The organism is Curtobacterium sp. BRD11, assembly GCF_031844345.1.
Taxonomy (GTDB): Bacteria; Actinomycetota; Actinomycetes; order Actinomycetales; family Microbacteriaceae; genus Curtobacterium.
This window is the reverse complement of the sequence record NZ_JAUZUZ010000003.1, coordinates 120,010-138,334: the sequence shown is the minus strand read 5'-3', so window position 1 is coordinate 138,334 and position 18,325 is coordinate 120,010. Positions and strand designations below refer to the sequence as shown.

Annotated in this window: 15 protein-coding genes; 12 read left to right on the top strand and 3 right to left on the bottom strand. The window is 71.8% G+C overall.

From position 1 onward, the window contains the following. Positions 1 to 22 precede the first annotated feature (22 nt). Entirely contained in the window at positions 23 to 622 is a 600-nt protein-coding gene (locus Q9R28_RS08580; protein ID WP_311205895.1) for a TetR/AcrR family transcriptional regulator, read from the top strand. A gap of 11 nt (positions 623 to 633) precedes the next feature. Here the strand turns inward: Q9R28_RS08580 and Q9R28_RS08575 are convergent, their stop codons facing one another. Continuing rightward, the gene (locus Q9R28_RS08575; RefSeq protein ID WP_251154791.1) at positions 634 to 1,668 is read right to left on the bottom strand and encodes a cation diffusion facilitator family transporter; all 1,035 of its coding nucleotides are present in this window, start codon (positions 1,666 to 1,668) and stop codon (positions 634 to 636) included. A gap of 241 nt (positions 1,669 to 1,909) precedes the next feature. On the opposite strand from Q9R28_RS08575, the gene ileS reads away from it, so the two are divergent. The 5 genes from ileS to Q9R28_RS08550 are packed head-to-tail and all read left to right on the top strand — an operon-like array spanning position 1,910 to position 8,378. Beyond that, positions 1,910 to 5,164, top strand: coding sequence for an isoleucine--tRNA ligase (ileS, locus tag Q9R28_RS08570; protein ID WP_311205894.1), 3,255 nt, complete (start codon positions 1,910 to 1,912; stop codon positions 5,162 to 5,164). Next, positions 5,161 to 6,645 carry a folylpolyglutamate synthase/dihydrofolate synthase family protein gene (locus Q9R28_RS08565; RefSeq protein WP_311205893.1) on the top strand — a complete coding sequence of 495 codons (1,485 nt, stop codon included), beginning with the start codon at positions 5,161 to 5,163 and terminating at the stop codon, positions 6,643 to 6,645. Before ileS ends, Q9R28_RS08565 begins: the two co-directional genes overlap by 4 nt. 41 nt (positions 6,646 to 6,686) lie before the next feature. Then, positions 6,687 to 7,058: a DUF4233 domain-containing protein gene (locus Q9R28_RS08560; protein ID WP_066653151.1), complete on the top strand. Its 372-nt coding sequence runs from the start codon at positions 6,687 to 6,689 to the stop codon at positions 7,056 to 7,058. A 26-nt stretch (positions 7,059 to 7,084) separates the two neighbouring features. Next, positions 7,085 to 7,504, top strand: coding sequence for a nucleoside-diphosphate kinase (ndk, locus tag Q9R28_RS08555; RefSeq protein WP_058728426.1), 420 nt, complete (start codon positions 7,085 to 7,087; stop codon positions 7,502 to 7,504). A 25-nt stretch (positions 7,505 to 7,529) separates the two neighbouring features. Continuing rightward, positions 7,530 to 8,378: a thioredoxin domain-containing protein gene (locus Q9R28_RS08550; protein ID WP_058728427.1), complete on the top strand. Its 849-nt coding sequence runs from the start codon at positions 7,530 to 7,532 to the stop codon at positions 8,376 to 8,378. 611 nt (positions 8,379 to 8,989) lie between these two features. On the opposite strand, the gene Q9R28_RS08545 is transcribed toward Q9R28_RS08550, so the two are convergent. Next, entirely contained in the window at positions 8,990 to 9,598 is a 609-nt protein-coding gene (locus Q9R28_RS08545; RefSeq protein ID WP_311205892.1) for a vitamin K epoxide reductase family protein, read from the bottom strand. A 333-nt stretch (positions 9,599 to 9,931) separates the two neighbouring features. Between Q9R28_RS08545 and Q9R28_RS08540 the strand changes: the two genes are divergently transcribed. Continuing rightward, complete coding sequence (locus Q9R28_RS08540; protein WP_311205891.1) at positions 9,932 to 13,054, top strand: Rne/Rng family ribonuclease; 3,123 nt, start codon at positions 9,932 to 9,934, stop codon at positions 13,052 to 13,054. Between the two features lies 1 nt (position 13,055). Then, entirely contained in the window at positions 13,056 to 14,060 is a 1,005-nt protein-coding gene (locus Q9R28_RS08535) for a hypothetical protein (protein ID WP_311205890.1), read from the top strand. A gap of 610 nt (positions 14,061 to 14,670) precedes the next feature. Here Q9R28_RS08535 and Q9R28_RS08530 read toward each other — a convergent pair. After that, positions 14,671 to 14,958, bottom strand: coding sequence for a DUF4031 domain-containing protein (locus tag Q9R28_RS08530; RefSeq protein ID WP_251159805.1), 288 nt, complete (start codon positions 14,956 to 14,958; stop codon positions 14,671 to 14,673). Positions 14,959 to 15,136: 178 nt separating this feature from the next. Here Q9R28_RS08530 and rplU point away from each other — a divergent pair, with 178 nt between their 5' ends. From rplU to proB, 4 genes are all read left to right on the top strand, one after another. After that, positions 15,137 to 15,445: a 50S ribosomal protein L21 gene (gene rplU, locus Q9R28_RS08525; protein WP_066653169.1), complete on the top strand. Its 309-nt coding sequence runs from the start codon at positions 15,137 to 15,139 to the stop codon at positions 15,443 to 15,445. 14 nt (positions 15,446 to 15,459) lie between these two features. Further along, the gene (gene rpmA / locus Q9R28_RS08520) at positions 15,460 to 15,711 is read left to right on the top strand and encodes a 50S ribosomal protein L27 (protein ID WP_022905368.1); all 252 of its coding nucleotides are present in this window, start codon (positions 15,460 to 15,462) and stop codon (positions 15,709 to 15,711) included. 123 nt (positions 15,712 to 15,834) lie between these two features. Then, positions 15,835 to 17,352 carry a GTPase ObgE gene (gene obgE, locus Q9R28_RS08515; protein WP_311205889.1) on the top strand — a complete coding sequence of 506 codons (1,518 nt, stop codon included), beginning with the start codon at positions 15,835 to 15,837 and terminating at the stop codon, positions 17,350 to 17,352. 7 nt (positions 17,353 to 17,359) lie between these two features. Beyond that, complete coding sequence (proB, locus tag Q9R28_RS08510) at positions 17,360 to 18,178, top strand: glutamate 5-kinase (RefSeq protein ID WP_311205888.1); 819 nt, start codon at positions 17,360 to 17,362, stop codon at positions 18,176 to 18,178. Positions 18,179 to 18,325 lie beyond the last annotated feature (147 nt).

Here is an 18,325-nt window from a genome sequence, read left to right as displayed (position 1 = left end):
AGTCTAGCGGTTTACTGGCGGCATGGACGAGACGATGCGCCGCGGTGGCCGCCCCCGACGCTCGAGTGCCGAGGTCCTCGCCGACGCGGCTGCCGAGCTGTTCCTCGAGCAGGGGTACGCGCGGACGACCGTCGACCAGATCGCGGCCCGGGCCGGGGTGAGCCGAGCGACGTTCTTCAACTACTTCGGGGCGAAGTCGGACGTGCTCTGGCTGGAGCTCGACGCCGCGGTCGCCGACCTGCCCGCGTTCCTCACCGCCTCGACGGAGTCCTCGCCCGTGCGTGCCGTGGAGCAGGCCGTGCTCGCCGCGGCGCGGGCGCACAACCCCGACCGCGTGCCGTGGGCGATCGCCCAGGCCGAGGTGATGGACATCGGCACCGAGCTCGTCGCCAGTGTGGCGGCGCGGGTGATGGCGCAGCACGGGGCGGTCTCGGCGTTCGTCGGCTCGCGGACGGGGGAGCACCCGACGTCCCTGTGGCCGCAGACCGTGTCCGGGGCGATGCTCGGGGCCGCGGCGGCGGCGTTCGGGGTGTGGGTCGCCGACGGTGTCGCCCGCAGGTCCCTCGTCGAGTACGTCGGCGCGGCGCTGACCCCGGTCGCGGCAGGCCTCGACGCGCGCTGAGGCGACGGGCGCTACTCGGTGCGGAGCGTCCCGGCACCGCCGGCCGCGACGTCCTCCACCGTGCCGTCGCGCACGATCCCCGGGACGTCGCCGTCCCCTCGGGCTGCGAGCGACGCGTCGCCCGGGATGCTCAGGGTGAGGACGGCCTCCTCGATGTACTGGCTCTCCTCGAGCGACGCCTCGACCCGACGGAGCCGGACCGCGACGTGGTCCTCGAGCTCGTTGCCGGTCAGGTCGACCGCCGCCACCAGGAACACCCGGGACGGTCCGACGAACTCCAGGTGCAGGTAGGTGACGCGCTCCACCTCGTCGCGACGGAGCAGCTCGGTGAGCACGGCGTCCTCGAGCTCGGGGGACGTCGCCTCGCCGACCAGGAACCGGCGGTTGCGCTCGATGAGGACGATCGCGACGACCCCGAGCAGGAGTCCGACCGCGATGGAGCCGATCGCGTCGAACACCGCGAGGCCGGTGAGCTGGTGCAGCAGCACGCCGAGGAACGCGATCACGAGGCCGACCAGCGCCGCGGCGTCCTCGGCGAAGACCGCCCGGAGCGTGGGGTTCGACGACTGCAGCACGTGGCGGAGCACCGGGACGCGGCGCTTCGTGGCGGCTCCGTGTGCCTGGCGGTAGGCCTGCAGGAAGCTCGTGCCCTCGAGGACGAACGCGATGCCGAGCACGACGTAGTTGAGCACGACGTCCTCGGCCGGACCGGTCTCGCCGAGCTCGGTGATGCCGTGCCAGATCGACACGACGGCACCCGCGGTGAAGAGGCCGAACGCGGCGAACATCGACCAGATGTAGGTCTCGCGACCGTACCCCAGCGGGTGCTTCCGGTCCCGCTTCTTCGCACCGCGTCGTTCGGCGACGAGCAGGAAGATCTCGTTGCCCGTGTCGGCCCACGAGTGCGCGGCCTCCGCGGTCATCGACGCCGAGCCCGAGATCAGGGAGGCGACGGTCTTGGCGACGGCGACGAGCAGGTTGGCGGCGAAGGCGATGACGACGGTGAGCAGGGACTCCGGACGGTCCTGCTTCTCGGACGAGGGCATCGCTCCAGCATGCTCCGACTCTTGTAGACTCGTCCCACCAGGCGTCGAACCGGCCATCACCGGTGAGCCTCCGGAAGAACGCGGCAGCACCACCGCCGTCAGTAGACCCGGGCGGACCGGACCGCACCCCATCCGGCGAACGAGCGGTCGGTCGCAGCGCGAGCAGCGTCCGGCAAGCGAGGTGGTACCGCGGAGCACGCTCCGTCCTCGTGGAGACGAACCGAACCCACAGGAGCAGCTCGTGGCCTACCCCCTCAACGTCCCCACCGACGGTGTCGTCCCGTCCCCGTCCTTCCCCGCCGTCGAGCAGGGCATCCTCGCCTTCTGGAAGGGCGACGACACGTTCCGGGCGTCGATCGACCAGCGCGAGGGCTGCACGGAGTGGACGTTCTACGACGGCCCGCCCTTCGCGAACGGTCTGCCGCACTACGGTCACCTGCTGACCGGCTACGCGAAGGACGTCTTCCCGCGCTACCAGACCATGCGCGGCAAGCAGGTGCACCGCCGCTTCGGGTGGGACACCCACGGGCTGCCCGCCGAGCTCGAGGCCATGCGGCAGCTCGGGATCACCGAGAAGCACGAGATCGACGACATGGGCGTCGACGTCTTCAACGCCGCGGCCAAGCAGTCCGTGCTGCAGTACACCGACGAGTGGCAGGCGTACGTCACCCGTCAGGCGCGCTGGGTCGACTTCGAGGACGACTACAAGACCCTCGACGTCACCTTCATGGAGAGCGTCCTGTGGGCGTGGAAGCAGCTCTGGGACAAGGGCCTGGCGTACGAGGGCTTCCGCGTCCTGCCGTACTGCTGGAACGACCAGACGCCGCTCTCGAACCACGAGCTGCGCATGGACGACGACGTCTACAAGATGCGCCAGGACCAGTCGGTCACGGTGTCGTTCCCGCTGCAGGGCGCCCGCGCCGCTGCACTCGACCTGACCGGGGTCCGCGCACTCGCCTGGACGACGACCCCCTGGACCCTGCCGACGAACGCGGCGCTCGCGGTCGGTCCGGAGATCGCGTACGCGGTCGTGCCGGCCGGGCCGGGAGGCGCGGCTGACGGTGGCGACGCCGGCTCGGCTCGGTACCTCCTGGCTTCGGACACCGTGGCCGCCCACGCGAAGGAGCTCGGCTACGAGAGCGCGGACGACGCGCTCGCCGCCGTGCTCCGCACGGTCGTCGGCGCCGAGCTCGACGGCGTCGAGTACGAGCGCCTGTTCGACTTCCTCGCGGAGGCCGAGGGCTACGAGCACGCGTGGCGCATCCTCGTCGCCGAGTACGTCGAGACGGGTGAGGGCACCGGCATCGTGCACCAGGCCCCGGCGTACGGCGCCGACGACCAGGAGGTCTGCGCGGCCGCCGGCATCCCCGTGGTGCTGTCCCTCGACGAGGGCGGACTCTTCACGGCGCAGTTCGGCGACGTCGCCGGCATGCTCTGGTCGGACGCCAACAAGCCGCTGACGAAGGCCGTGCGCGAGGCGGGCCGACTGCTCCGCCAGGCCTCGTACGAGCACAGCTACCCGCACTGCTGGCGCTGCCGCAAGCCGCTCATCTACAAGGCGGTCTCGTCGTGGTTCGTCCGCGTCACCGAGTTCCGCGACCGCATGGGCGAGCTCAACCAGGACATCAACTGGGTGCCGGACAACGTCAAGGACGGTCAGTTCGGCAAGTGGGTCGGCAACGCGATCGACTGGTCGGTGTCCCGCAACCGGTACTTCGGCACGCCGATCCCGGTCTGGGTGTCGGACGACCCGGCGTACCCGCGCCAGGACGTCTACGGCTCGCTCGAGGAGCTCGAGCGCGACTTCGGTCGCCTGCCGCTGAACGCCGACGGCGAGGTCGACCTGCACCGTCCGTTCATCGACGAGCTGACCCGGCCGAACCCCGACGACCCGACGGGGCGGTCGACCATGCGACGCATCTCCGACGTGTTCGACGTGTGGTTCGACTCCGGCTCGATGCCGTACGCGCAGGTGCACTACCCGTTCGAGAACCGCGAGTGGTTCGAGGAGCACAGCCCCGCGGACTTCATCGTCGAGTACATCGGGCAGACCCGCGGCTGGTTCTACGTCATGCACGCGCTGTCGACCGCGCTGTTCGACCGCCCGGCCTTCCGGAACGTGATCAGCCACGGCATCGTGCTCGGCTCGGACGGCCAGAAGATGTCGAAGTCGCTCCGGAACTACCCGGACGTCTCCGAGGTGTTCGACCGCGACGGCGCCGACGCGATGCGCTGGTTCCTCATGTCGTCGTCGGTCATCCGCGGCGGCAACCTCGTCGTGACCGAGGAGGGCATCCGCCAGGGTGTCCGCGAGTTCCTGCTGCCGCTCTGGTCGACGTACTACTTCTTCACCCTCTACGCGAACGCCTCCGGCGACACCGGCTACCAGGCCTCGCGCAGCACGGCGAGCACCGACGTGCTCGACCGGTACCTGCTCGCGAAGACCCGGGTGCTCGTGGCGGACGTGACCACGCACCTCGACGCGCTCGACACCCCGCTCGCGGCCCAGGCCGTCCGGGACTTCGCCGACGTGCTGACCAACTGGTACGTCCGTCGGTCGCGCGACAAGTTCTGGCTCGGTGCGGAGTCCTCACCCGAGGCCCGCGCGGCGTTCGACACGCTGTACACCGTGCTCGAGACGCTCACCCGCGTCGCCGCCCCGCTCGCGCCGCTCGTCACGGAGGAGGTCTGGAAGGGCCTGACCGGCGGGCGCAGCGTGCACCTCGAGGACTTCCCGTCCGCCGACGAGTTCCCGGCCGACGACGCCCTGGTCGCCGCGATGGACCGCGTGCGCGACGTCGCGTCGAAGGGGCTCGCGCTCCGCAAGGCGACCGGCCGCCGTGTCCGTCTGCCCCTCGCGACCCTGACGCTGGTCGTGCCGGACCCGGCAGCGATCGAACCGTTCGCGGACATCCTGCGTGACGAGCTCAACGTGAAGCGCGTCGTGCTCGAGCAGCAGGAGGAGTCCTCGCTCGGCCGCTACGGCATCGAGCGGAAGCTCACCGTCAACGCCCGCGCCGCCGGCCCCCGGATCGGCAAGCAGGTGCAGCAGGTGATCCCGGCCGCCAAGAAGGGCGACTGGGTCGCGACCGAGTCCGGCGTGACGGTCGGCGGCGTCGACCTCGTCGAGGGCGAGTACACGCTCGACCTCACCGTCGCGGACGACTCCGTCGCGGTGGCGTTCCTCGACGGCGGCGGCTTCGCGGTGCTCGACACCGTGACGACCCCCGAGCTCGAGGCCGAGGGGCTCGCCCGTGACGTCGTCCGCGCCGTGCAGCAGGCCCGCCGCGACGCCGACCTCGACGTCAGCGACCGCATCGTCCTGACGCTCCGGGTCTCCGAGGACGCCGAGGACGCGATCCGCACGCACGAGCAGCTCATCGCGGGGGAGACCCTCGCGACGAGCGTCGAGGTGACCACGACGACGTTCGCTCCCGGCGAGGGCTCGGACGTCGGCGACGGTGCGAAGGTGTCCGTGGAGGTGGCACGCGCATGAGCGACAGCGAGCAGTACGACGACGACCACGACGGCATCGAGGACCTCGGTCCGCTCGACGACACGGCCGGGGTCCGCATCCCGGTCGGACCGTCCGGCGACCAGACCCCGACGGACGCGCTGCCGTACGGCGGCGACGACGACGAGGTGCAGCGCGTCGAAGCCGCCCTGTACGCCCGGATCGGCGAGCAGGCACCCGAACGTCGGCTGACCGCCACCCGACGGGCCGTCGAGCTCCTCGGCGACCCGCACCTGGCGTACCCGGTCATCCACGTCACCGGCACGAACGGCAAGACGTCGACCGCGCGCATGGCGGAGAGCATCGTCCGCGCCCACGGGCTGCGCACCGGCCTCATGACGAGTCCGCACCTGGTGTCGATCCGGGAGCGCATCGTCATCGACGGTGAGCCGATCGCGGCCGACCGGTTCGTGGAGAACTGGGACGACATCACCCCGATCCTGGCGATGACGGACCAGGAGCTCACCGACAAGGGCGAGCAGCCGCTGACCTTCTTCGAGGCGCTGACCGTCCTGGCCCTGGCGTGCTTCGCCGAGGCACCGGTCGACGTCGCCGTCATCGAGGTCGGCATGGGCGGCGAGTGGGACTCCACCAACGTGGTGCAGAGCCAGGTGCAGGTGATCACCCCCGTGGCGATCGACCACGCCAAGCAGCTCGGGTCGACCGTCGCCGAGATCGCCCGCACGAAGTCGGGGATCATCAAGCCGTCGTCGTCGGTCGTCTCCGGTGCGCAGACGCCCGAGGCCCTCGCGGAGCTCGAGCGGGCCGCGGAGCTCACCGAGTCGACGCTCGCCGTCGAGGGCACCGGGTTCTCCGTCGTGTCCGACACCCCGGCCGTCGGCGGGCAGCTCGTCACCGTGCAGGGCATCGCCGGGCGCTACGACGACCTGTTCGTCCCGCTCTTCGGCCAGCACCAGGCGCACAACGCCGCCGTCGCCATCGCCGCGGTCGAGTCGTTCCTCGGGCGGGGCTCGCAGGCCCTCGACGAGGACGTCCTGTCCGAGGGCCTCGCGAACGCGACCAGCCCCGGCCGGCTGCAGCCGATCGCGCAGGAGCCCACGGTCGTGGTCGACGCCGCGCACAACCCGCACGGGGCGCGCGCCCTGGCCGAGGCGCTGCCGGTCGCGTTCCCGTCCGAGCACGTCGTCGGCGTCGTCGGGATCCTCGGCGACAAGGACGCCCGCGGCTTCGTCCGGGCGCTCAAGGACACGGTCCAGACCTTCGTCGTCACGCAGCCGCCGGGGGACCGTGCACTCGACGCGGACGCGTTCGCCCGCATCGTCGTGGCCGAGGTGGGCGAGGACCGCGTGGTCGTCGAACCCGCGCTCGAGCAGGCACTGCAGGAAGCGCGCGACCTGGCGGAGGAGGCGGACGCCGAGGACGCCCTCGTGCTCGTCGCCGGCTCCATCGTCATGGTGGGGAAGGTCATGGACCTGGTCCACGCGGAGAGCGGGACGAAGTGACGGACGCACCACGGGCCTCCCGGCCGGGTCGACAGTCGCGCGTGCGGAAGCCGCGCCCGCAGCGCGGTGCCCGCGAGAGCCTCCTCGCGATCACCCTCGGACTCGAGGCCGTGATGTTCTTCTTCCCGATGCTCGTCGTCTACGGGAAGGGCACGCTGCCGCCGCTCGCGGCGTTCGGTGGCGGCATCCTGGCGATCATCGTCCTCGCAGCTGCCTCACGCCTGACGGGCAAGCGCGCCGGTGTATGGTTCGGGTGGCTGCTGCAGGCGGCCATCCTCGCCACCGGCTTCATCGAGCCGTTCATGTTCGCGGTCGGCGCGGTGTTCCTGGCGCTGTGGGTGTTCTGCTTCGTCAAGGGCGGTCAGCTCGACCGGCAGAACGCCGCGTTCCGGGCCGCTCAGGCCGAGGACTGACCACCACCGAACCACAGGAGAACTGCGTGTCCGATCTCGAAGAGACCCTCGTCCTCGTCAAGCCCGACGGCGTCGCCCGCCAGCTCACCGGAGAGGTCCTCCGTCGCATCGAGACCAAGGGCTACGAGATCGTCGACCTCAAGATGGTCACGGCGTCGCGTGAGCTCCTCGACCAGCACTACGAGGAGCACCAGGGCAAGCCGTTCTTCGAGCCGCTCGTCGAGTTCATGCAGTCCGGCCCGGTCGTCGCCGTGCGCGTCGCCGGCAACGGTGTGATCGCGGGCTTCCGCTCGCTCGCCGGCACCACGGACCCGACCTCGGCCGCCCCGGGGACCATCCGTGGCGACCTCGGTCGCGACTGGGGCCTCAAGGTGCAGCAGAACCTCGTGCACGGCTCGGACTCCCCGGAGTCGGCCGCCCGCGAGCTCGCCCTCTGGTTCGCCTGATCGACCGAAGCGGAGCACAGACGCGATGACGAACAACGACCGTCCCACGAAGAACGAGCGTCGCCAGCACGCCCGTGAGGTCGCCCGCCAGCGGGCCGACGCCGAGAAGCGCCGCAAGCGCCGCAACAAGTGGTTCCTGCAGGGCGGCATCGGCCTGGGCATCGTGGCCGTCGCGGCGATCATCGCGATCGTCGTGGTGAACGTGAACAGCGGGGGCACCACCTCCGCCGCCGGCCCGAAGAACATGGTCACCGGTGGCATCCAGTTCACCGGCGGCGACGGCAAGATCACCCCCGTCACGACCGGAGCGGTCTCGGCGGACGGCACCCCGTCCCCGGTCGCCACGGCCGACAGCGACGGCAAGGTCAAGGTCGTCGAGTACGTCGACTGGGCCTGCCCGGTCTGCAAGCAGTTCGAGGGCGCCTACGCCGACCAGATCACCGACTTCGTGAAGAACGGTCAGGCGACGCTCGAGATCCACCCGGTGTCGATCCTCGACCGCAGCTACCTCGGCTCGCGCTACGCCAGCCGTGCCGCGAACGCCGCGATGTGCGTCGCGAACTACGCGCCGGACAAGTTCCTCGACGTGCAGACGCAGTTCTTCGAGAAGCAGCCGGAGGAGGGCACGAAGGGCCTGACCAACGCCGAGATCGCCGACCTGGTGAAGGCTGGCGGGGCCACCGGCTCCGACGTGTCCGAGTGCCTGTCGAACGAGACGTACAAGGGCTGGGTCACGAAGATCACGAACCAGGTCACCTCGGACCCGGCGGTCGCCGGTCCCCAGGGCTTCGGCACGCCGACGATCCTGGTGAACGGGCAGCGTGTGAGCACCCTCACCGACGTCGTCCCGACCATCGAGGCCGCCGCGAAGTAGTCGGCCCCGCCGCACTCGGCCCCGCGCTCCCGATCCGGGAGCGCGGGGCCGATCGCTGTCCCCGGGGTGCCTGGGGCGCGGGCGCGCGACGCAGAGCCTGAGGCGCGGGGAGGCGCCTGGGTGCGGGGAGGTGCGGTGCGGCGCCGGGGGCGCGCGGCGGCGTGCGCACCTGGTCGATCCGGGCGTACCGAGCGGAACCGGGCGTACCTGGCGCTTCGGTTGCACCAGGAATGCCCGAAAGCGCCTTGCATCGCAGGTGTCATGGGAAGGATCGGGCGTCCGGGCCTGGCCGGGTCGGCGGATCACGGGCCGAGGCAGCACGCTCGCCGGTGCGGGACGATCCGCTCGCACACCGTGGGAGCGAGGAGCACGTGTCGTCCGGACGCTGCGCGATCAGGGCCGATCCGACGGCCCTCCCGAGCGGGCAGGACACGCCGCTGGCGATCCGGGCGAGGGCACGATCCGTCGCCGGAGAACGTCGAGCGTGACGGATCTGGCCCGCTCGAGGGACCGGGACGGGGGCATCGCAACGGTCCGGTGGCGTCAGGACGACCGGGACGTGCACCGAGCAGCGGCTCGCTGGCGGCCGGACGCCCGTCACGAGCGCGGCGTCAGAACGGGAGCGTCGAGAGCACGCGGGGGAACACGATGAGGATGCTGACCACGATCACGGCGTAGTTCGCCAGCACGAGCGCCCACGAGTAGGGCAGCAGCGAGCGCCCGACCCGCTGGAGCCCGGCGCCGAAGCGTCCCTGCGCCGCGTTCCAGGTCGTGAAGATCCAGAACATCGGGATCGTCACGGTCCACACGAGCAGGCACCAGGGGCACAGGTAGCCGATGACCCAGACGGTCTGCGTGAAGAGCCAGGTGACGAACACCCACGCCAGGAACACCCCGGCGTTGAACAGCACCCAGAACCAGCGGTGACCGTTCCGCATGCCGGCGAGCAGCATCACCCCGACGGCGATCGGGGCGACGAAGCCCATCACGCCGAGGAGCGGGTTCGGGAACCCGAACAGGGAGCCCTGCCAGCTCGTCATCACCTGCGAGCAGTTCACGAACGGGCTGACGTCGCAGCTGAGTGCCTTCGACGGGTTCTCGTACTTCGCGAACTCGTCCAGCACCAGGTTGAACGCGGCGAAGAGGCCGACTGCTCCGGTGACGATGAGGAAGACCGCCATCGCGACCGGGCGGCGGGGCGTGGTTGCGCTCGTGCTCACGGCGTCATCATCGCATGCCCGTTCCGGACCTTTCCTGGCACCTCGTGCGACAATGACAGCAGTTGCGCGGCCGATCCGTGCGGCGAGAGAGCTTTCCGGGCGCAGCCCGGACGATCAGGCGCGGTGAGAGCGCGCCGTGACCGGGACTCGCGTCACATCCGATGCCGAGCCGGTCGGGCCGGGTGTCCGACACGGAACGACACCGGGCCGCACGCCGGGACGACGAACACCGGTCACGAGAACGAACGCGGGGGCGTGGACGCCACCCGTGACAACCACAGAATTCCCGCCGTCCGTCAGGACGCGAGTGGGGCCGAGGAGTGCACCAGATCCATGGTGGAGCAGAACACCGACAACCCGAACAACGAAGAAGTCGCACCGAAGCGCCGTGGCCGCCTGTTCGGCAGCCGTCGCGCCCGGTCCACCGGCCAGGAGGCCCGTGGTGACGTCGACACCGACACCAGCGACATCGAGACGGTCGTCCTGACCGACGACGCGCCGACCGACGAGACCGCTGCGGTCGACGGACCGGTCGCCCCGGACAGCGCGTCGACGGATGCCGAAGCGACGGACACCGAAGCGACGGGCAGCGCGCCGACGACCCCCGAGCCGACGACCCCTGCGTCGACGGACACGGCGACGGCGGACGACGCCGTCGAGGTCGCGGTCGAGCACGTCACGGCCGCCGCGGCGGAGCCCCAGGACGTCTCGACGGTCACGGGCAGCCAGCCCGTCGTCGAGGCGTCGTCGGACGGCGGTGCAGCCGGCACCGAGAGCAGCACGGTCGCGGACGCACCCGCTGCGACCACAGCGGCCGACCCGGACGGGGCGACCACGGCGGACGACGCGTCCTCCGCGGTGGCGACCGACGCGGTCGAGGTGGGCGGTGCCTCCCGGCCGGAGCCGGCATCTGCTCCCGAGGCGGACGAGCCCTTCGTGCCGAAGGCGACCAGCACCCTCAGCCTGATCTTCCACGCGCCGGTCCTGCCGGACCTGCCGGCCCTGCCGGCGCGCGCTGCGCGTGACGAGGACGACGACGAGGACGACGAGCAGGGCGGCAGCCGCCGTCGCTCGCGTCGTCGCGGGAGCAGTGCCGACCGCCAGGAGCGCGGCGTCCGAGAGCCGCGCGACCACCAGGAGCCGCGCCGCCGCGAGCCGGAGCTCATCACCGAGCCGCAGCGCATCAAGGGGTCGACCCGACTCGAGGCGAAGAAGCAGCGTCGCCGCGACGGCCGTGACGCCGGTCGTCGTCGCACGGTCATCACCGAGGACGAGTTCCTCGCGCGCCGCGAGAGCGTCGACCGCCAGATGATCGTCCGGTCGAGCTCGTCGAAGATCGAGATCGGCGTGCTCGAGGACAACGTCCTCGCGGAGCACTACGTCACCAAGTCGCACAACGTCTCGCTCATCGGGAACGTCTACCTCGGCAAGGTGCAGAACGTGCTGCCCTCGATGGAGGCGGCCTTCGTCGACATCGGCCGCGGTCGGAACGCCGTGCTCTACGCGGGCGAGGTCGACTGGAACTCGGTCGACACTGGTAACCACGGCCGACGCATCGAGGCCGCGCTCAAGCCCGGGGACAAGGTCCTCGTGCAGGTCACGAAGGACCCGGTCGGGCACAAGGGTGCCCGTCTGACCTCGCAGGTCTCGCTGCCGGGTCGCTACCTGGTCTACGTGCCGAACGGCTCCATGAACGGCATCTCGCGCAAGCTGCCGGACACCGAGCGCGCGCGCCTGAAGAAGATCCTCAAGGAGGTCCTGCCGGAGCACGCGGGCGTCATCGTCCGCACCGCTGCCGAGGGCGCGACCGAGGAACAGCTCACGCGCGACGTGCAGCGCCTGACCAGCCAGTGGGACGCGATCCAGAAGAAGGTGCAGAACGGGCACGCCCCGGTCATGCTGCACTCGGAGCCGGACCTGCTCGTCAAGATCGTGCGTGACGTCTTCAACGAGGACTTCACGAAGCTGATCATCGACGGCGAGGCCGCGCGCGGCACCATCGAGGAGTACCTCGACGCCGTGGCGCCCGACCTCAAGGACCGCGTCGAGATCTACGACGGCCCGGACTCGTTCGAGGAGTACCGCCTCAACGAGCAGATCGAGAAGGCCCTGGACCGCAAGGTCTGGCTGCCCTCGGGTGGCTCGCTCGTGATCGACCGCACCGAGGCCATGACGGTCGTCGACGTCAACACCGGCAAGTTCGTCGGCTCCGGCGGCAACCTCGAGGAGACCGTCACCAAGAACAACCTCGAGGCGGCCGAGGAGATCGTCCGACAGCTCCGCCTGCGCGACATTGGCGGCATCATCGTCATCGACTTCATCGACATGGTGCTCGAGTCGAACCGCGACCTGGTGCTGCGTCGTCTCGTCGAGTGCCTGAGCCGCGACCGCACGAAGCACCAGGTGGCCGAGGTCACCTCGCTCGGCCTCGTGCAGATGACCCGCAAGAAGATCGGTGTCGGGCTGCGTGAGTCGCTCGACGAGGTCAACGCCAAGGTCAACGACAACAACGCGGACCCCGGGCCCTCGAAGGGGCGCCGCAAGGGCCGCGGCAACGGCGGCTCGACCGGTGGCAACGGCAACGGCAACGGCCAGGGAGGCAACGGGCACGGTGGCAACGGCGGCTCCGGCAGCGGGGGCTCCGGCAACGGGTCGACCGGCCAGTCGTCGCAGGCGCACCAGATCACCGAGGACGTCAAGAACGCGCTGTCCCGCATCGCGGCCTCGACCCTGCCCCACGACGAGGCGTCGTCCGGCGAACCGGTGACCGGCGTGGCTTCGCCGCGCGGCGGCGCGGCGACCCCGGACCCCGAGGCCGCGGTCTCCGCCTCGGCCGATGCACCAGCGTCCGGTCCGTCGCCGGTGTCCGCGCCGGAGCGTGGCGCGGAGGACGCCGGGGGTGCGGGCAACCGTGACGGCGAGCAGTCGTCCGGGTCGAAGCGCCGCCGCCGTCGTGGCGGTCGTGGTGCCGGCAGTGCTGCACCCGAGCAGCGCGGTACCGACGAGCAGGATGCCGAACAGCACGGCGGCGAGCAGCGCGGGTCCGCCGCGCGCGACACCGACGAGGCCGTCCAGCACCGTTCCGGCCGCGCGGGCTCCGCTGGCGCACAGGAGACCCCTTCGCAGGGGTCCGCTCCCGAGCCGTCCGCGCAGGAGGCTGCTCCGGCGAAGACCGCGCCGACCCGTCGCCGCGTGAGCTCGAGCGCTCCCGTCACCCCGACCGAGAACACCGTCGCGATCCTCGACATCCCGGTGGCCGTGACCAAGCGTGAGCCGCGTCCGGTCCGGGACGACGCGGAGTCGCTCCTCGACTCCGTGCTGCAGGCCCTCCCGGAGCCGAAGCAGCCGGGGCAGGGCCGATCGCGGTCGCGCCGTGTGTCGTCGCCGAGCATCAGCGCACCGGCGTCCTCGGACGACGACGGGCAGGACGACGGCGCCGTGATCGTGGGGAACTGACGTGAGCCACGCGGGCGACCCGAACGGTCGGCAGCAGGACCGCGGGTACTACGGTGCGGGCTGGTCGCAGCCCGCACCGCCCGCGGGCGGCCAGCCCGGTGGCCCGGCGTGGCCCGGCCAGCAGCACGTCGGCCAGCAGCCCGGCGGCCAGCAGCAGCCGCCGTACGGCCGCCCGCAGGACGGTCAGCAGCCGTACGGCCAGCCGCAGGACGGCCAGCCGCAGGACGGCCAGCAGCCGTACGGCCAGCAGGGCCGGGTGCGGTCACGGCCGCCCCGGACCGCGGATCCGCGCCGGGCGTTCGCACCCGGATCGTCGGTCGCCAACGTCACGGGGGCCCTCATCGCCGTCGTGTCCGTCGTGCTCGTCGAGGTGGTGTCCGGCGTCCTCGGGCTGCTCGGGGCGTCCCTCGTCGTGCACCCCTTCTCGACGTACGGCACCGGGGCGAGCCTGCTCGGCAGCTTCGTGTCGGGCGTGTTCGCCTCGCCGTTCCCGTTCTACGTGGGAGCGTTCACGGCCCTCGCGTTCCTCACGCCGATCGCGCGGCGGAGTCCGCTGCCGACGGTGCTCCTCCGTGCCGTGCTCGCCGGCGCCGCGGGGACGGTCGCCCTGGCGCTCGTCGGGGTCTTCACCGGGTCCTACGCCGCGGTCCGGACGGGGTCGGGTGCCCGGCTCGTCATCGACGTCCTCACCGGGCCCCTGCAGAACGGCATCCCCTTCACCCTCATGCTCCTCGCGACGTCGACCGTGGCGTGGCTCTGGCTGGGACGTCCACGGGGAGGACGCCCGGGGCATGGGCCGACGGGCGGACGACCGGGGACGGTCCGTCCTGCGGACGCCGTGCCCGCGCCGACCGTGCAGCCCGCCGTGCAGCCCTACGGTGCGCAGCAGCAGCAGCAGCAGCAGCAGCAGCAGCAGCAGTACGGTCAGCCGTCCGGGTCCCAGCAGGCCGCCGGCCAGCCGCCCGTGCAGCGGCCCGACGACCGGTGGACGCCGCCGACGCGCTGACACCGACACGCTCGGTCGCCGGGCACCGCCGGTGCGCTGACACAGCCACCGGCGGGAGCCCGGCTCCGGGCGTCCGTCGTCGGCTCGCTCGACCCCGCCGGGCCACCCCGTGCACCGCCGGACCGCCGGACGCCGAACCGTGCCGACCGCACGGCGCGAGCTGCTGCTGACCACCGGGAAGCACCTCGCGCCACGCCGTCACGTGGTTCGACGTGCTCGACGTCGTGCGGACGCCGACAGCGCCGCCACACTGCCGCTCGCCAGCCGGTGGCCGCCACCCTGCCGCCCGCCGGCCGGGGGCTGCCGGCGACCGGCGGCTGCCGGCGTCTGGCGTCCGGCGGCTGCCGGCGTCCGGCGTCCGGCGCCCGGCCTCCCGCTGCTGCCGTCCGCTGTGGCGGCCGGCCGCCGACCGCACGCTACGGCGGGTCGCATCGATCGTCGTGCCATGGCCGACGGGACCGCGGCGACCCCGCGTCCTGCCGGGTGGGCCACCGGGCGCGACGCTGCGTGGCTGCGGCGGGGCGCGCCTCCCGGCCGTCGCGCCGCGGACCCGTGCGACGCGCCACGGAGGGAGCGCGTCGCCGACCGTCCGCGCGGCCTGCGCGGACGGTCAGTGCGCGTGCCGGTCCCGACCGCGCTTGTCGCGCTGCGCCACCCGCAGGCCGCTCGCGATGAGCCGGAGCACCAGCTCGCGCCCGGTCACCGCCGTCGCGCCCGCAGCCACCAGTTCGTGGTAGCGGGAACGCGGTACGTCGTAGTGGTCGTGGTCGAACGCGCGGCGGGGGATCCCGGCCCGTTCGGCGAAGGCGTGGAGTTCGTCGTAGGATGCATCACTGACGAGGTGCGACCAGACGGTGTCGTGGGCGGGCCACGTCGGCGGGTCGATCAGCACGGTCACGCGAGTCATCGTACGTGTGTCGCCGTTTGACCGGACCCGGGGGGATCGAGTATTCTCGATCCCTGGTGTCAGCGGGCCGTTCTGCCTGCGTCGCCGATCGGGCCCGGCCTCCGGGAGCCGCTCGTGCAGAAGTGGGCACCCGAGACTTCCCTCAAGCAGAGTACGTAAGGAATTCCACGTGGTTTACGCAGTAGTGCGCGCCGGCGGCCGTCAGGAGAAGGTCGAGGTCGGCACGATCCTCACGATCGACCGTGCCAAGGCCGACGACAAGGGCAACATCGACCTCGCCCCGGTGCTCCTCGTGGACGGTGACAAGATCACGTCGGCGGCTTCCGAGCTCGCGAACGTGACCGTCACCGCCCAGGTGCTCGAGGACCTCCGCGGCCCGAAGGTCGTCATCCAGAAGTTCAAGAACAAGACCGGGTACAAGAAGCGCCAGGGCTTCCGCGCTGAGCTCACCCGTGTCAAGATCACCTCGATCGCGTAAGGCGGGAGTAGAAGATGGCACACAAGAAGGGTGCGAGCTCCACTCGCAACGGTCGTGACTCGAACGCACAGCGCCTCGGCGTGAAGCGCTTCGGTGGCGAGGTCGTCAACGCCGGCGAGATCATCCTCCGCCAGCGTGGCACCCACTTCCACCCGGGCGCCAACGTCGGCCGCGGTGGCGACGACACGCTGTTCGCCCTCTCGGCCGGTTCGGTCGAGTTCGGCACCAAGGGCGGCCGCAAGGTCGTCAACATCGTCAACGCGTAACACCAGCGACGACAGACTCTGCGGGAGGGGCGGGCCACGTGCCCGCCCCTCCCGTTCTTTCGTGCACGACCTCGAGCGCCGCGGTACCGTCCGCGTGCTCGAGCCAGAACCAGGAGTGGACCCATGGCGACCTTCGTCGACCGCGTGACCCTGCACCTCACCGCGGGGAACGGCGGCAACGGCTGCGTGTCGGTCCGCCGTGAGAAGTTCAAGCCCCTCGCCGGCCCGGACGGCGGCAACGGCGGTGACGGCGGGGACATCGTCCTCGTCGCCGACCCGCAGGTGACGACCCTGCTCGGCTACCACCGCTCGCCGCACCGCTCGTCGAAGAACGGCCAGCCGGGCATGGGCGACATGCGCAGCGGTGTCAGCGGCGAGACCCTCGAGCTCCCCGTCCCGATCGGCACCGTGGTGCACGACGAGGACGGCGAGGTCCTCGCCGACATGACCGAGCCCGGCATGCGCGTCGTCGTGGCCCCCGGCGGTCAGGGCGGTCTCGGCAACGCCGCGCTCGCGACCACGAAGCGCAAGGCCCCCGGCTTCGCGCTGCTCGGCACCCCGGGGTGGACCGGCGACGTCAGCCTCGAGCTGAAGACGATCGCCGACGTCGCCCTCGTCGGCTTCCCCAGCGCCGGCAAGTCCTCGCTCATCGCCGCGATCTCCGCCGCGAAGCCGAAGATCGCCGACTACCCGTTCACGACCCTGACGCCGAACCTCGGCGTCGTCGAGTCGGGCGAGGTCCGCTTCACCGTCGCCGACGTCCCGGGCCTGATCGAGGGCGCGTCGGAGGGCAAGGGCCTCGGCCTCGAGTTCCTCCGGCACGTCGAGCGCTGCGAGGCGCTCCTGCACGTCATCGACTGCGCCACGCTCGACCCGGGCCGCGACCCGCTCTCCGACCTCGACGTCATCCTCGGCGAGCTGGAGCGCTACCCGGTGCCCGAGGGCCAGACCCCGCTCCTCGAGCGTTTGCAGCTCGTCGCGCTCAACAAGGTCGACGTGCCCGAGGCAGCCGAGCTCGCCGACTTCGTCACCGCCGAGCTCGAGGAGCGCGGCTACCGCGTGTTCCCGATCTCGACCGCATCCCGCAAGGGTCTGCGCGAGCTGACGTTCGCCCTGGCCGAGGTCGTCGAGCAGGCCCGTGCCGACCGTCCCGCCGCGCCCGAGCAGGAGCGCATCGTCCTCCGCCCGAAGGCCGTCAACGAGAAGCCCTTCACCGTGCGCGCCGAGGGCGGCGAGGAGCACCGCTTCTACCGCGTCCGGGGCGACAAGCCGGAGCGCTGGGTCACCCAGACCGACTTCACGAACGAAGAGGCGATCGGCTACCTGGCCGACCGGCTCGCGAAGCTCGGCGTCGAGGACGGCCTGTTCAAGGCCGGAGCGGTCGCCGGGTCCACCGTCGTCATCGGCGGGGACGGCGGCATGGTGTTCGACTGGGAGCCCACGCTGACGTCGACCGCCGAGCTCATCACGAGCGCCCGCGGCACCGACGCCCGCGTCGGCGGATCGTCGCGCCCGACGCGCAACGAGCGCCGCGAGGAGTACTTCGAGCGCATGGACGCCAAGGCGGCTGCGCGCGCCGAGCTCGAGCAGGAGCGCGTGTCCGGCCTGTGGGCCGACGACGACCGGGACGACCAGGACTGACCGACGCATGACCGACGCGCGCGCACGCACCGACCTCGGGCCCGTCAGCCGGCGGCAGGACGTGCCGCGTGCGCGTCGGCTCGTCGTCAAGGTGGGGTCGTCGTCGGTCAGCGGTGGCAACACCGGGCAGATCGCCGCGCTCGTGGACGCCCTGGCCGCGGCACATGCGCGTGGCACCGAGGTCGTCCTCGTGTCCTCCGGTGCCATCGCCACCGGGTTCCCGTTCCTCGGGCTCGAGGGACGCCCCGATGACCTGGCGACCCAGCAGGCAGCGGCCGCGACCGGGCAGAACGTGCTCATGTTCCGGTACCAGAAGGAGCTCGACCGGCACGGCATCGTCGCGGCTCAGGTGTTGCTCACCGCGGGGGACATGCAGAACCCGACGCACCGGGTGAACGCGCAGCGGGCGGTCGACCGGTTGCTCGCGCTGCGGGTGCTCCCCATCGTCAACGAGAACGACACGGTTGCCACCCACGAGATCCGCTTCGGGGACAACGACCGGCTCGCGGCCCTCGTCGCGCGGCTCCTCGGGGCCGACGCGCTCGTGCTGCTGTCCGACGTCGCGTCGCTCTACACCCGTCCGCCGGAGCACCCGGGGGCCGAGCCCATCGACGAGGTCCCGTTCGGCGACGAGCTCGCCGGCGTGACCTTCGGGTCGGTCGGGGCGGCCGGCGTCGGGACCGGCGGAGCGGGCACGAAGGTCGCCGCGGCCCGGCTCGCGGCCGAGGCGGGGACGTCGGTGCTCGTCACCGGGACCGCGCTCGTCGACCGGGCACTGGCCGGGGAGCACGTCGGCACCTGGTTCCACGCGGCGCCGCGGCGCTGACGGGACTCGGTCGGCCTGGAGGCACGGTGCCGGCCCGCGACGTCGGCCTGCGGTCGAGACGCCGGCGTTCGGTCGACGTCGGCCTGCGGTCGAGACGCCGGCGTTCGGTCGAGACGCCGCGGAGCGGGTGAGACGCCGCCGGAAGCG

What these genes read in the sequence shown, in the direction of transcription:
- rpmA (WP_022905368.1), top strand. Translation starts at nt 15,460, where the DNA reads ATGGCACACAAGAAGGGTGCGAGCTCCACTCGCAACGGTCGTGACTCG.
- Q9R28_RS08580 (WP_311205895.1), top strand. Translation starts at nt 23, where the DNA reads ATGGACGAGACGATGCGCCGCGGTGGCCGCCCCCGACGCTCGAGTGCC.
- Q9R28_RS08540 (WP_311205891.1), top strand. Translation starts at nt 9,932, where the DNA reads ATGGTGGAGCAGAACACCGACAACCCGAACAACGAAGAAGTCGCACCG.
- Q9R28_RS08550 (WP_058728427.1), top strand. Translation starts at nt 7,530, where the DNA reads ATGACGAACAACGACCGTCCCACGAAGAACGAGCGTCGCCAGCACGCC.
- proB (WP_311205888.1), top strand. Translation starts at nt 17,360, where the DNA reads ATGACCGACGCGCGCGCACGCACCGACCTCGGGCCCGTCAGCCGGCGG.
- Q9R28_RS08575 (WP_251154791.1), bottom strand. Translation starts at nt 1,668, where the DNA reads ATGCCCTCGTCCGAGAAGCAGGACCGTCCGGAGTCCCTGCTCACCGTC.
- Q9R28_RS08565 (WP_311205893.1), top strand. Translation starts at nt 5,161, where the DNA reads ATGAGCGACAGCGAGCAGTACGACGACGACCACGACGGCATCGAGGAC.
- obgE (WP_311205889.1), top strand. Translation starts at nt 15,835, where the DNA reads ATGGCGACCTTCGTCGACCGCGTGACCCTGCACCTCACCGCGGGGAAC.